12 protein-coding genes are annotated in these 13450 nt (G+C 69.1%); 5 read left to right on the top strand and 7 right to left on the bottom strand.

The genetic code is table 11. From position 1 onward, the window contains the following. Positions 1–111: 111 nt before the first annotated feature. Positions 112–999, top strand: coding sequence for an RNA polymerase sigma factor RpoH (rpoH, locus tag VM780_RS00800; protein ID WP_325444110.1), 888 nt, complete (start codon positions 112–114; stop codon positions 997–999). Positions 1000–1060: 61 nt separating this feature from the next. Here rpoH and VM780_RS00795 read toward each other — a convergent pair whose 3' ends face one another. Then, positions 1061–1600, bottom strand: a complete 540-nt coding sequence (locus VM780_RS00795) for a DUF305 domain-containing protein (protein ID WP_325444108.1) — start codon at positions 1598–1600, stop codon at positions 1061–1063. Between the two features lie 179 nt (positions 1601–1779). Between VM780_RS00795 and VM780_RS00790 the strand changes: the two genes are divergently transcribed. Together VM780_RS00790 and VM780_RS00785 are read left to right on the top strand one after the other, a co-directional pair. Beyond that, complete coding sequence (locus VM780_RS00790; RefSeq protein ID WP_325444106.1) at positions 1780–3072, top strand: adenylosuccinate synthase; 1293 nt, start codon at positions 1780–1782, stop codon at positions 3070–3072. A gap of 67 nt (positions 3073–3139) precedes the next feature. Beyond that, positions 3140–4567 carry a hypothetical protein gene (locus VM780_RS00785; RefSeq protein ID WP_325444104.1) on the top strand — a complete coding sequence of 476 codons (1428 nt, stop codon included), beginning with the start codon at positions 3140–3142 and terminating at the stop codon, positions 4565–4567. 130 nt (positions 4568–4697) lie between these two features. Here VM780_RS00785 and VM780_RS00780 read toward each other — a convergent pair whose 3' ends face one another. The 6 genes from VM780_RS00780 to VM780_RS00755 all read right to left on the bottom strand — a co-directional run bounded on the left by VM780_RS00780 (position 4698) and on the right by VM780_RS00755 (position 11922). After that, entirely contained in the window at positions 4698–5573 is an 876-nt protein-coding gene (locus VM780_RS00780; protein WP_325444102.1) for an RNA polymerase factor sigma-32, read from the bottom strand. Between the two features lie 225 nt (positions 5574–5798). Beyond that, entirely contained in the window at positions 5799–6368 is a 570-nt protein-coding gene (locus VM780_RS00775) for a CarD family transcriptional regulator (protein WP_325444100.1), read from the bottom strand. A gap of 326 nt (positions 6369–6694) precedes the next feature. Continuing rightward, a complete protein-coding gene (gene fdxA, locus VM780_RS00770; RefSeq protein WP_325444098.1) occupies positions 6695–7033 on the bottom strand; it encodes a ferredoxin FdxA in 339 nt (112 codons plus the stop codon). 89 nt (positions 7034–7122) lie between these two features. Further along, positions 7123–7476, bottom strand: coding sequence for an RNA-binding S4 domain-containing protein (locus tag VM780_RS00765; RefSeq protein ID WP_325444096.1), 354 nt, complete (start codon positions 7474–7476; stop codon positions 7123–7125). Positions 7477–7479: 3 nt separating this feature from the next. Beyond that, a complete protein-coding gene (locus VM780_RS00760) occupies positions 7480–10851 on the bottom strand; it encodes a helicase-related protein (protein ID WP_325444094.1) in 3372 nt (1123 codons plus the stop codon). A gap of 180 nt (positions 10852–11031) precedes the next feature. Beyond that, complete coding sequence (locus VM780_RS00755; RefSeq protein WP_325444092.1) at positions 11032–11922, bottom strand: DUF3108 domain-containing protein; 891 nt, start codon at positions 11920–11922, stop codon at positions 11032–11034. Between the two features lie 291 nt (positions 11923–12213). On the opposite strand from VM780_RS00755, the gene rpmB reads away from it, so the two are divergent. Then, positions 12214–12519: a 50S ribosomal protein L28 gene (gene rpmB, locus VM780_RS00750; protein ID WP_325444090.1), complete on the top strand. Its 306-nt coding sequence runs from the start codon at positions 12214–12216 to the stop codon at positions 12517–12519. Positions 12520–12560: 41 nt separating this feature from the next. Next, positions 12561–13151 (top strand): queuosine precursor transporter, encoded by a 591-nt coding sequence (locus VM780_RS00745; protein WP_325444088.1) that lies wholly within the window; start codon positions 12561–12563, stop codon positions 13149–13151. Positions 13152–13450: the final 299 nt, after the last annotated feature.

Here is a 13450-nt window from a genome sequence, read left to right as displayed (position 1 = left end):
ACGAAGCGCATTGCGCGTGCGAAATGCGTTATAAGAACTGCGCGACCGGCTAGGAAGCGGTCGCGAGCCGGGCTCGCCGCAGGAGCGGGGGCCTTGATCCAGGAGGCGCATATGGCTTCAGCAGCACTCCCAATACTCGTCAGCGACGGCGGCCTCAGCCGCTATCTCGACGAGATCCGCAAGTTTCCGATGCTCGAGCCGCAGCAGGAGTACATGCTCGCCAAGCGGTGGCGCGAGCATGGCGACCGTGACGCGGCCCATCAGCTCGTGACCAGTCATCTGCGGCTCGTCGCCAAGATCGCCATGGGCTATCGCGGCTACGGCTTGCCGATCGGCGAGGTCGTGTCCGAGGGCAATGTCGGCCTGATGCAGGCGGTCAAGCGCTTCGAGCCCGAAAAGGGTTTCCGGCTGGCCACCTATGCGATGTGGTGGATCCGGGCGTCGATCCAAGAGTACATCCTGCGCTCCTGGTCGCTTGTGAAGATGGGCACCACGGCGAACCAGAAGAAGCTGTTCTTTAACCTGCGCAAGGCCAAGAGCCAGATCTCCGCGCTCGACGAGGGCGACCTCAGGCCGGAGCAGGTGAAGCAGATCGCCACCAAGCTCGGCGTGACCGAGACCGACGTGGTCGACATGAACCGCCGCCTCGGCGGCGACGCTTCGCTGAACGCGCCTCTGCGCGAGGACGAGGGTTCGTCCGAGTGGCAGGACTGGCTCGTCGACGACAGTGACAGCCAGGAGGCGAGGCTCGCCGAGAGCCAGGAGCTCGACAATCGCCGAACGGCGCTGTCGGGCGCGCTCAAGGTGCTGAACGACCGCGAGCGGCGGATCTTCGAGGCGCGTCGCCTCGCCGACGATCCGCTGACGCTCGAGGAGCTCTCGGGCGAGTTCGGCGTCAGCCGCGAGCGCGTGCGGCAAATCGAGGTCCGGGCCTTCGAGAAGGTCCAGGCTGCGGTCCGCAAGAACGTCGCGGCGATCGAAGCCGGCATGCACGCCTGATCGGCGTCGACTGAAACGATGAAGCCGCGCGGCGCGAGCCGCGCGGCTTTTTTGTTGGGCTTCAGCCGTTCGGCTTGCCGCCGCTCTGCTCCGGCGGCGGCGGAGCGGCGCCGCGGTCGCGGTAGGACGGGAGGTCCCGAGCGCTATCGGGCGGCGGCGTGCGCTCGAGATCGGCGACGAGGCCCTTCATCTCGCCGATCTCCCGCAGCTGGGCCTCGATGATCCGGTCGGCCAAGAGGCGGACGCGGGGATCCCGGATGTGCGCGCGCTCGCTGGTCATGATCGCGATCGAGTGGTGCGGGATCATCGCCTTCATGTAGGCCACGTCGCCGACCGTCTCCTGGCTTCGGACCAGCCAGAGCCCGGCGCCGAAGGCCACGGCGGCGGCGGCCAGAATGGCCGCGTTCGCCCGCGCATTCGGGTACATCGACCACATGAAGCCGAGCATGACGATCGCCATCGCTCCGCCCATGAGCAGCGCCATCCAGGCGCGGGTCTGGCTGAAGAAGACGTGGTCGAGTGCATAAGTGTTCAGGTACATCAGCCCGAACATCACGACGGTGGATGTGGCGATCATCGCTGCGAAGCGGCCGTAGCTCATCGGATCTCCCTCGCGTTTCTGGCTCTGGGGGGAACAACGGATCGCGGGCGGCGGATGTTCGGGCGCCCGCGCGCCTTGCCTCTGAGGCCGCGATCCTCTAGCAAACCGCGGGAGGACCCTGGCTCTCCCGAGCCAGGGTCTTTTTTCGTCCGGGACTGGACGCGGAAGGACTTCTCGTAATGGCGAACGTCGTCGTGGTCGGCGCCCAGTGGGGCGACGAAGGCAAGGGCAAGATCGTCGACTGGCTGTCCGAAAAGGCGGAAGTCGTCGTGCGTTTCCAAGGGGGGCACAACGCCGGCCACACCCTCGTCATCGACGGCGTCACCTATAAGCTCAGCCTGCTGCCCTCGGGCGTGGTGCGGCCCGGGAAGCTCTCGGTGATCGGCAATGGCGTGGTGGTCGACCCGCATGCGCTCGCGACCGAAATCGAACGCCTGCGCGAGCAGGGCGTGAGGCTCACGCCGGAGAACCTGAAGGTCGCCGACAACGCCACGCTGATCCTGTCGCTGCATCGCGAGCTCGACGCGCTGCGCGAGGGTGCGAACGAAGGCACCCGCATCGGCACCACCAAGCGGGGCATCGGGCCGGCCTATGAGGACAAGGTCGGCCGGCGCGCCATCCGGCTGCGGGACCTCGCCAACCTGCCGACGCTGAGGCCCAAGATCGAGCGCCTGCTCGCCCATCACAACGCGCTTAGGCGCGGCTTCGGCCTGCCCGAGTTCACCGTCGAGGCGATCTATGAGGAGCTCGCCTCCGCGGCCCCCAAGGTGCTGCCCTATGTGGACGCCACCTGGGAGATCCTCGACGAGCGCCGACGCGCCGGCGACCGCATCCTGTTCGAGGGCGCGCAGGGCGCGCTACTCGACGTCGACCACGGCACCTATCCGTTCGTCACCTCTTCGAACACCGTAGCCGGCCAGGCGGCCACCGGCGCCGGCGTCGGGCCTGGGGCGATCGGTTATGTGCTGGGCATCGCCAAGGCCTACACGACCAGGGTGGGCGAGGGGCCGTTCCCGACGGAGCTGACCGACGAGATCGGCCGCAGGCTGGGCGAGCGCGGGCATGAATTCGGAACCGTGACCGGCCGGCCGCGCCGCTGCGGCTGGCTCGACGCCGTGGCGCTCAGGCAGACCGCCCGGATCTCGGGGATTTCCGGCATCGCGCTGACCAAGCTCGACGTTCTGGACGGGCTCGACGAGATCAAGGTCTGCGTCGGCTATCGGCTCGATGGGGCGGAGATCCACCGTCTGCCGGCGAGCCAGGGCGCCCAGGCGCGCATTGAACCGATCTACGAGACCATCGAGGGCTGGCAGGGCACGACGGCAGGCGCGCGTTCCTGGGCGCAGCTTCCGGCGCAGGCGATCAAATATGTACGGCGCGTGGAGGAGCTGATCGGCTGCCCGATCGCGCTGGTCTCCACCTCGCCCGAAAGAGCCGACACGATACTGGTCGCCGACCCGTTCGAAGACTGAGAAAACCTTAGGCCGGCGTGTCTTTCGCGCCATCGACGCGGGCCGGCCGCTGACGTATGTCGAGGCTATGGCCGACTATTTTCCAGTTCTGTCCCGCGCCGTCGCGGGGCTCGAGAACAACACCGGCGAGGCGCGCCGCGCTGTCTATGAGCGCGCGCGCGGCGCGATCGTGCGGCAGTTGCGGGCCATCGACCCGCCGCTCTCCGAGGAAGACATCGCGCGCGAGCGCATGCAGCTCGAAGAGGCGATCCGGAAGGTCGAGGCCGGCGCCGCCGGCGCCGCGTCAGCACAACCCACGCAGTCAGCGGCGCCCCGGCAGACTTCGGAGCCGCGGCCAGCACCCGCTGCCGGCAAGCCCAGCACCCCGCAGGCTGCTCCCGCCAAGCCCGCCCCGGCCAAGCCCGCTCCGGCCAAGTCCGCTCCGGCTGCCGCGAACGAACAGATGGCTCCGTCCGGCACGGCGGCGGGGCAATCGCCGCGGCCCGCTCCTGCGCCCTCGCGTCCCGCAAAGCGCGCCGACGGGCGTCCGATCGTCCGCGTCGCTGGCGAGACCGCCCGGAGCGACCGCGGCGGGCGGTCGCGCGTCGTGGCGGGCGCGCTCGCGCTCGCCGCGATCATCGTGATCGGAGGCCTTTTCGCTGGCCGGTCGCAGATTGCGGCGCTGTTCGGCGGCGGATCGCAGCCGGCCACCGAGGCCGCCGCTCCGAAGTCCGAGCCTGAAAACAAGACGGCCGAGGCGCAGCAGAAGGCGGACGATCGGCTGCCGCAGGAAGATGCGGCCGCGCCCGCCGAGCCCGAGCGGCAGGCGGCGCAGGAGCCGCCGCCGGCCCAGCAGCCCGAGGCCGCTGCCCCGGCCGCTCCCGCGGCTCAGGAGTCGGCTCCCGCGGCGGCGCCGTCCGAAGCCGCTCCGGCCGGACCGCTCGTGGCGCAGCGCGCCACCCTCTATGAGGAAGGGCCCAACCAGCAGTCGGGCGAAGCCGTGCCGGGCACGGTCGTTTGGCGCACCGAGTCGGTCAGCGGCGGTCAGAACCAGCCGCTCGAGACCGCCATCCGGGGCGACGTCGACATTCCCGGCCGCAAGGTGCGGGCGACCATCATCATCCGGCGCAACATGGATGCGACCCTTCCGGCGAGCCATACCATCGAGCTGCAGTTCAAGCTGCCTGACGACTTCCCGAATGCCGGCATCACCAACGTTCCGGGCGTGCTGATGAAGGCGGACGAGTCGGCCCGGGGCGCCGCGGTGTCCGGCCTTTCGGTCCGCGTCACCAACGGCTTCTTCCTCATCGGCCTTTCGAATCTCGAGACCGAGCGCTCGGTCAATGAGCAGCTGCTTCGCGACCGGGGCTGGCTGGACATTCCCATTCTCTACGACAACGGCCGCCGCGCGGTGCTGACGCTCGAGAAGGGAACGCCCGGAACTCAGGCGTTCAACGACGCCTTCGCGGCCTGGAGCAGCGCCGCCGCGGCGTCGGCCAAGCCCGCCGACCAATAAGGCGGCGGCCCGCCGACCGTCTGAAGGACGGCGGCCGCTCATCCTTCCAAGGCTGCCGCTCATTGCGGAGCGACCACGAAAAAGGGCGGAGCACTGCTCCGCCCTTTTTCGTCCGTGAAGTTTTGGCCCTTCAGACGCGAACCTCGGCCGCGCCCATCGGGTGGCGCTCGACCAGCGCGCGGCGCAGCTTTTCAAGCGCGCGGTTCTCGATCTGCCGGACGCGTTCTTTCGAAATGCCCAGCCTCTCGCCGAGCGCCTCAAGCGTGACGGCGTTTTCGGCGAGCCGGCGGGCGCGCACGATCTTGAGCTCGCGCTCGTTGAGGACGTCGAGCGCGCCTCTCAGCCAGGTCACCCGGCGCTCGGTGTCGATGCTCTCGCCGACGGTCTCGTCCGGCAGCGGCGCCGTGTCGACCAGGAAGTCCATCCGCTCGGAGGACGAGTTCGGGTCGCTGTCGATCATCGGCGCGTTGAGCGACATGTCGGGGCCGGACAGCCGCGAGTCCATCAGCGCGACATCCTGGGCGGAAACGCCAACTGCCTCGGCGATCTTGCTGTGGAGCGCTCCCGGAACCATCGTCTCGCCGTTCTTGCCGAGACGGGCGCGCAACCGACGCAGGTTGAAGAACAGCGCCTTCTGCGCCGAGCTGGTGCCGCCGCGCACGATCGACCAGTTGCGCAGGATGTGATCCTGAATGGCCGCGCGGATCCACCACGTCGCGTAGGTCGAGAACCGCACCTCACGCTCCGGCTCGAAGCGGGCGGCGGCTTCGAGAAGGCCGACATGGCCCTCCTGGATGAGATCGGGCATCGGAAGTCCGTAATGCCGGAAGCGGGCCGCGATCGCTATCACGAGCCGCATATGGGCGGCCGCCAGGCGGTGCAGCGCCTGCTCGTCGCCTTCATCCTTCCAGAGGACGGCGAGATCGTGCTCTTCACCACGCTCCAGAAACGGCGCCTCCATGGCGGCTCGGACGAAACGGCGACGAACACCGGCCATTTGGGACATCCCGACACTCCCCATGCGACCGTCGTTAGCGACGGCTTCCGGAGCTGAAACGCCTCACCTGGAGAAATGGACGAGCCCGGTTTGGGATTAGGCGTTCACGGTTTCGTGAATTTCCCCCGGTGCCCCTTGTCCGCCGCGGCCGGGCCGCCAGCGAAAAAGTCAAGAGCTCTAACGAAAAAGGCCCGGCGCGAGCCGGGCCTTTTGAGATTGAATTGCTGGGAACGGTCAGGCCGCCTCGTCCTGAGCTTCGGCCTCCGCCTCGTCGGCGCGTGAACGGCGCGGCCCCTTGGCGAGTTGCGACTCGATCAGCTTCTGAGCCTCGACGTCGGCCAGCTTCTGAACCGCCGCGACCTCGCGCATCATCCGGTCGAGCGCGGACTCGTAAAGTTGGCGCTCGCTGTAGGACTGCTCGGGCTGGGTGTCGGCGCGGAACAGGTCGCGCACGACCTCGGCGATGGCGATCAGGTCGCCGGAGTTGATCTTCGCCTCGTATTCCTGAGCGCGACGGCTCCACATCGTCTTCTTGACGCGAGCGCGGCCGGTCAGCGTCTCGAGAGCCTTGGCGACGAGATGGTCGTCGGAAAGCTTGCGCATGCCCGCAGAGGCGACCTTCGCCACAGGAACGCGCAGAGTCATCTTGTCCTTCTCGAAGCTGATGACGAACAGCTCGAGCGTGTGACCAGCAATGACCTGTTCCTCGATCGCTACGATCTGGCCGACGCCGTGGGACGGGTACACCACATGCTCCAACGGCTTGAAGCCATGCCGACTCTGCGACGTCTTCTTGGTGGTCATGCTGCTTCGCACTCCGTCACGTGCCGACGCGCCGCGCCAGCGCCTCACTTGGTCGGGCGAGCGCCCGCCAACGCGTTCGAAAGCGACCGTCCGCGGCCAGGCCGGCGACGCTCCGCCTCTGTCAGAAAAACGACCTCGCGCGGCCACAGACGTTACGAACGCCTGGTCAGCCTAAGTCTTCTGATTGCCGGAAAGTTCGCCTTGGCTGGCGACGTGGCGCGCTCGTTTGACTGGTCCGCAATGTAACACGAACGAGCGCTAAAATCAATGAAGTAGACGCACGCGGGCAACAGTGCGGCCCCGCGCCTCGCGCTCATGAGCGCGTCTCAGTCGCCTTGGCCGGGCTCCGGCGAGAAGTACTTCTCGAGCTTGCCCCCGACGCCGTCGAATTCCTTCGCGTCGGCGGGCGGGTCGCGCTTGATGGTCACGTTCGGCCAGCTTCGCGCATAGTCGCCGTTAAGCTTGACCCACGATTCCAGTCCGGGCTCGGTGTCAGGCTTGATCGCCTCGGCCGGGCATTCGGGTTCGCAGACGCCGCAATCGATGCACTCGTCCGGATGGATGACGAGCATGTTCTCGCCCTCGTAGAAGCAGTCCACCGGACAGACCTCCACGCAATCCATGTACTTGCAGCGAATGCAGTTATCGGTGACCACGTAGGTCATCGGCGTCTCCTTGCTCGCAGACGACGTAGCGAAGCCGCGGAAGCTGCGCAAGAGTTGGGCACGCGGAGCCGCTTGGCCCCGATGTGAAGCTAGCCGTCGTCGTCCTCGGCGGAGCCCGCCGGATCCGAGGGTTCACCGCCGAATCCCGCCCGCGGAGGCGGCTCCGGGGACAGGTCGTCATACAGGGTGCGCGCTTCCGCCGCGGGTCCACGGCGCTCGCCGAGCTCGGCGACCCGGAGTACGCGCACGGTCCGTTCGAGCGCCACGGTGAGCACGTCGCCCGATTTCACGGACCGCCCCGCGGAGACGACGCGCTGGCCGTTGATCCGCACGTGACCGGATTGGGCGAGGCGCGCCGCGAGCGCCCGCGTCTTGGTCAGCCTGGCCCGCCACAGCCAGACGTCGATGCGCGTGCGCGCGGCGGCTTCCGGCTCCGCCGCCAAGCGTCAGGCGTCCTTGTCGCCGTCGCGATCCTTGCCGCGCGGCCCACGCTCGAGCTGAGCCTTGAGCGCAGCCAGTTTGGCGAAGGGCGAGTCCGGATCCGGAGCGCGTTCGGGCCGGCGGGCCGGCGCCGCGGTCGCGACCGCTCCGCCGCCGCTGCGCCGTCCGCGATCGTCGTGCCGCTCCGACCGCGGGCGATCCGGACGACCGCCGTCCCGGCGCTGGCGCGCGGGATCGCCCTTGCCGGCCTTGTCCCGGTTGCCCCCGAAGCGCTGCCGCTCGGGACCGCCTGATCCGGCGCGCTCATCGCGGCGCGGCTGGGCCTCGCGGCCGCGATGCGGCGCGCGCTCGCCGGGCTCGGCCCGACCCTGCGCCCGCGGCTCCCGACCCCGGGCCGGCCGCTCGCGCCGCCCGTGGCCGGCCGGCCGCCAGACCTCGATCATCTCCGGCTCGGCTGCGACCGCGTCCTCGGCGACCGGCTCCGGCGCAAGATCGGCCGCCGTTTCGGCGGCGTCCTCGGCGGAAGCCTGGGCGCTCTCTGCGTCGAGCGGGACGAGGACAGCCTGATCGTCGTCGAAGGCGTCCTCGGCCTCAGGCGCGATTTCGTCGGATTCCGCGGCGTCCACGATCGAAGGCGCGTCCTCTGCGGCGTCGAACACGGGCTGGTCCTCGGCCGCCGCCTCCTGGGCGGGCTCGGCCGCCTCGGTGTCCGCCGCGTCTTCCGCTTCCGCATCCAGGCTCGCCTCGCCAGCCGCGCCCTCGATCGAAAGATCCGGCTCGCCGACGTCCGGCGCCGAGGTCTCGACCGTCTCGGCGACGTCGACCGTGGTCCCTGCCTCATCCGGCTCCTGCGCATCGGCCTGGGCCGTCACGGCGGGCGAGGGCGGCGTCTGCGGTTTCGGCTTGCGCTCCATGCGGTAGCCGAGCGAGCGGAGAATCTCGGCGAAATCCTCGCCGGAGCATCCGGCGAGCGAGGTCATCGCGACCGTCACCGTGAAGCCGTTGCCGTCCGCGGCGCCCGCAGGCGGGGTCCCGGGCTGGCCCGGCTTCCAGGCTATCGCTGGGCGGATCAGGTCGGCGAGCCGTTCGAGAATGTCGACCCGGATGGCGCGCTGGCCGCAGACCCGGTAGCCGAGCGCGCGGTAGAGCCCCTTCTCGATCGCGGGATCGACCGGGATCGTGGTGCGGCCCGCGGAGGCGAGATGCGCGACGTCATCGACCCGCGCGTCGGTCGCGGCGCTGTGCGAGAGGCTCCAGAGCTGAGCCGCGAGCGCCCGCGGCGCGGGCTTCATCAGCGCCGGCATATAGACGTGGTGCGCGCCGAACCTGACGCCATGCCGGCGCAGCGCGGCGCGCGCCGTCTGGTCGAGGCTCTTGAGGTCTTCCGAAACGCGGGCCCGGTCCAGGACGCCGAGCTCCTCCACCAGCTGATAGGCCACGCCGCGCGCGACGCCCGTGACGTCTTCCGCGGACTCGATCGCAGTGAGCGGCCCCAGCAGCTTCTGCACGTGGCTGCGGATCCACAGGTCGAGACGCTTATCGACCTGCTCGCGGGCGGCGCCGGTGAGCTGCTCGTCGGCGAGGGTGCGGATGCGCGGCTGCAGGGTCTTCTCGCCCTTGACGAGGCGGCCGACCAGTTCGCCGAGCCAGCGCACCGCGCCGTCGGCCGCGAGCACGATGTCGCCGTCGGCGGCGTTCGCGAACCGCGCGGCGCGCGCTTCGATCTCGCCTGCGAGCGCCTTGGAGGCCGCCGCACGCAGCGCCTTGCCCTCCACGCCCTCGGCGGAGCTGTCGGGAGCGAACTGAAACCCGGCGAGGCGCCCCACATGGTGGCCTTCGACCAGCACGTCGCCGTCCTTGTTGATCTCGGCCTCGAGCATGTCCTTTTCCCTCAGGCGGCGCATGAGAACGCTGGTGCGTCGGTCGACGAAACGTTGAGCAAGCCGTTCGTGAAGAGCGTCGGAGAGCCTGTCCTCGACGGCGCGGGTCACGCCCTGCCAATGGTCCGGATCGTCCAGCCAATCCGCGCGATTGGCGACGAAGGTCCATGTGCGGACATGGGCGATCCGTGCCGAAAGAGTGTCGATGTCCCCGTCTGCGCGATCGGTCTGTGAGACATGCCGCGCGAACCAGTCGGTCGGGACCTTACCCGGCCGGGCCAGAAAACCATAGAGGTCCGCGAGAAGTTCCGTGTGCTGCGCCGGCGCGATCTTGCGGTAGTCCGGCACCTGGCAGACGTCCCAGAGCAGCCGGACCTGCGCCTCGCCGCGCGCAGCCCTGCGGGTCTCGGGATCGCGCGCAAGGCTCATGAGCGCGCGCAGGTCGTCGGCGTCCGGCGCGCGTGTCAGGCCGGGCTCCGCCGGCGGGCGCGAGAGGCTGTCGATCAGGTCGTCGACGCTGCGCAGGTCCAGCCGGGCGTTGCGCCACTGCAGAACCTTGACGCTCTCGAAGCTGTGGCTCTCAAGTTTCTCGGCGAGTTCGGGCTCGAAGCCCGGGCAGCGGCCGGTCGTTCCGAAACTGCCATCCCGTAGATGGCGCCCCGCGCGCCCTGCGATCTGGGCCATCTCGGCGGGGTTCAGCCGGCGGAATTGGTGGCCGTCGAACTTGCGGTCGCCCGCGAAGGCGACGTGATCGACGTCGAGATTGAGCCCCATCCCGATCGCGTCTGTGGCGACGAGGTAATCGACGTCGCCGGCCTGGTACATCGCCACCTGAGCGTTGCGGGTGCGCGGCGACAGAGAGCCCAGCACGACCGCTGCGCCGCCGCGCTGCCGCCGGATCAGCTCCGCGATCGCGTAGACCTCCTCGGCCGAGAACGCCACGATGGCGCTGCGCGGCGGCAGGCGCGTGAGCTTGCGCTCGCCCGCGAAGGTGAGCTGCGACAGCCGCGGCCGGCCGATGACGTTGGCGCCCGGCAGCAGCTTCTCGACCAGCGGACGCATCGTGGCGGCGCCCAGCAGGAGGGTCTCGTAGCGGCCGCGCAGATTGAGCAGCCGGTCGGTGAAGACGTGTCCGCGGTCGAAGTCCGCGCAGAGCTGGATCTCGTCCAGGGCCACGAAGTCGACGTCGAGGTCGCGCGGCATCGCCTCGACCGTCGAGACCCAGAACCGCGCGCCGAGCGGCTTGATCTTCTCCTCGCCGGTGACGAGCGCCACCTTGTCGGGCCCGACCTTCTCGGCGAGCCGGCCGTAGACCTCGCGCGCCAGCAGCCGCAGCGGCAGGCCGATCAGGCCGGAACCGTGCGCCGCCATCCGCTCGATCGCGAGGTGGGTCTTGCCCGTGTTCGTCGGTCCGAGAACCGCGGTGACGCCGCGGCCTCGCGCCGGCGCAAGGATTTCTGACGCCGGCGCGGGAGCGAGCGTCGCAGGATCGGTCATTCAGAACCCTTTAACCGGTCGTCCGGAGCAGCCGAGGCCGCGAAACGCCGGCGAAACAAGAACGTGACCGGAACGAAGCACGGTCGAATCGGCCCTCCGACGCCGATTCCCGATTCGTTCCAAGGTCTTGAGACGCGTTCCTCACAGCGCCGCGCGGCGGGAACGCTCCAGCCGGGCGGATCAGAGGTTGGTCCCCTTCGCGCCTGCGGCTCGGGTCTGCCCGTCGACGACGAAGGAGGTCGCGGTGATCACGGCGGTGCCGAGTTGGGTCCGCACGGAGATCTTCCATGGCAGCAGGGTGCGGGTGCCGGCGACCGGCGCGAGCCACACCTCCATGTCCTTGTTGTTCTCCATGAACGCGACCTGCGAACGGCCGGGCTTGTGGCCGGAGATCGCCTTGTAGCTAGCCTTGCAGACGATCAGCTTGCCGTCATACGAACCCTTGACGTCGGGGTCGGCTGCGGCGGTTTCGGTGCGGTCGTAACGCAACGCCACGTCGAAACGTTGCCTGCCGTCGAACACAGGCAGCGTGCGGTCGCATGAGCTGGGCGCCAGCAGATCGCCCGATCCCGCGACAGGCATCACGAGCGCGCTCAGCGGATCCACGATCCCGTGCTTGTCGGCGTCCGTCACCGGCACCGTATCCTTGGTCTTCGGGGGCGGATCGACCGACATCTGGCGCACTGCGCCGCCGGCCAGCGCGAAGCGGATGATCTGGCCCTTGTTGTTGCTGCGCGTGTTCAGCGCATAGGCGCTCGGCGTGACGCGGCTGTCTTCGACGCCGCCTCGGGAGGTCGCAGCGCCCCTGCCACCGGTGAAGAACTTCACCAGGCCGGTCATGCGCACGCTGAGGTTCATGTCATAGGAGGAGCGGTCCACCCCCGCCTGCATGGTGGCGGTTCCGATGTCGAACCCCGCGAGCGTCATAGCGTAGCGCGCGCGGATCCGCGTCTCGGCCGCGGCCGCCGAGGTCTCCGCCAGAAGAGGGCCGGCCGCGGTCAGCGCGGAAAGCGCGAGACCAAGGGCGACGCTCGATAGGGGCCGCCTTGCGGCCACGAAGGTGGTTTTCATGAAAGAGAATCTCAGTGCGCCGGCGCGCGAGGCCCATCGGCGACGCGCCCATCCTGGAGAACGTCTGTCCGCTGCCGAACTTAAGCAGAATTCCGATATTTGTGAGGCCCGGCGCCAAATTGGGTCAGCAGCCATATCGGTCGCGCGTGATTCGTCCGCTCGCTTTCCGATCCTTGACGCCTCGGGCGGCCGCGTCTATAGCAGCGCCTCCTTTTCCAGGCTCGCGGCGCAGCCCGGACCTCGCGTCCGAAGCCTTCGCGCGGGCCTTTGATCGTTGCAGGAGCATAGCCCATGTCGCGGCGTTGCGAACTCACTGGCAAGGCCGTGCTGTCGGGCCACAAGGTCAGCCACTCGAACCACAAGACCAAGCGCACCTTCCGGCCGAACCTGCTGCAGGTCTCGCTGCTGTCGGAAGCGCTCGGTCGCTCCGTCCGGCTCAAGGTGTCGGCCCATGCGCTGCGTTCGGTCGAGCACCGCGGCGGCCTCGACGCTTTCCTCGCCAAGGCGGCGGACATCCAGCTCAGCCAGGGCGCGCGCGAGCTGAAGCGCAAGATCGCCAAGGCCGGCGAGCAGCCGGTCGAGCAGGCGGCTTCCTGACGCCGCGGCGCGGCCGGGCTTTCGCCCCGGCCGGAACGATCATGCGGGACCTGGCGCCTGCGGTCGCGGCGATGACGCTCGTCGTCGTCGCTTCGAACATCCTCGTTCAGCATCCGGTGACGGCGTTCGGCCTGGCGGACAAGCTGACCTGGGGCGCCTTCGCCTATCCGGTCGCCTTCCTGGTCACTGATCTCACCAACCGTCGCTTTGGGCCGGCCGGCGCGCGCCGCGTGGTCTATTGCGGGTTCGCGATCGCGGCCGCGCTGTCGATCTGGCTCGCGACGCCGCGGATCGCCGTCGCCTCCGCGACGGCCTTCCTGGTCGGGCAGTTGCTGGACGTCAGCGTGTTCGCCCGGCTGCGCCGCCAGACATGGTGGCGGGCGCCGCTGCTTGCGAGCCTCGCAGGTTCGGGCCTCGACACCGTCCTGTTCTTCACGCTCGCTTTTGCGGGGGTCGCCGACATGTCGGCGCCGACGGCGCTGCTCGGCGGCGCCGTGGCCGCGCCGCTCTGGGTCAATCTCGCCGCCTTCGATTTCCTCGTGAAGGTCGCGGCCGCAGCCGCGTTGCTCGCGCCCTACGGCGCGCTGATGAACGCGATCCGTCCCTTCGAACCGGCGCCGGCGGCGCGGTGATGGGCGATTCCTGCGCCCTCTCGGGCTGTCGGCTCCGGAGCGCGCCAAGGCGTGCCGGCCGACATTGCGCCGGGCGGTTCTCCTAAGGTCGACCTCGAAACCGCGCGACGGCCGGGGCATAGTGCCCGTTCATCTCACATCCGTCGCTCTTTCACGGTAAGGATGCAGTCCAGCGTCCGCCGCCGAAGATTTGCGCCGGGAGCTGATCGAAGCGGCCTATCGTCCGATCCACTAGGGCGACCAAACTTCTTCTGAACGAGGGATAGTAGTTTCTCTGAAGCTGAAGAACTGTTGTCCTG

The sequence above is a fragment of the Hansschlegelia sp. genome, assembly GCF_035538955.1.
Taxonomy (GTDB): Bacteria; Pseudomonadota; Alphaproteobacteria; order Rhizobiales; family Methylopilaceae; genus Methylopila.
Note: the sequence above shows the minus strand (reverse complement) of the source record. Positions and strands in the feature narration are given on the sequence as shown.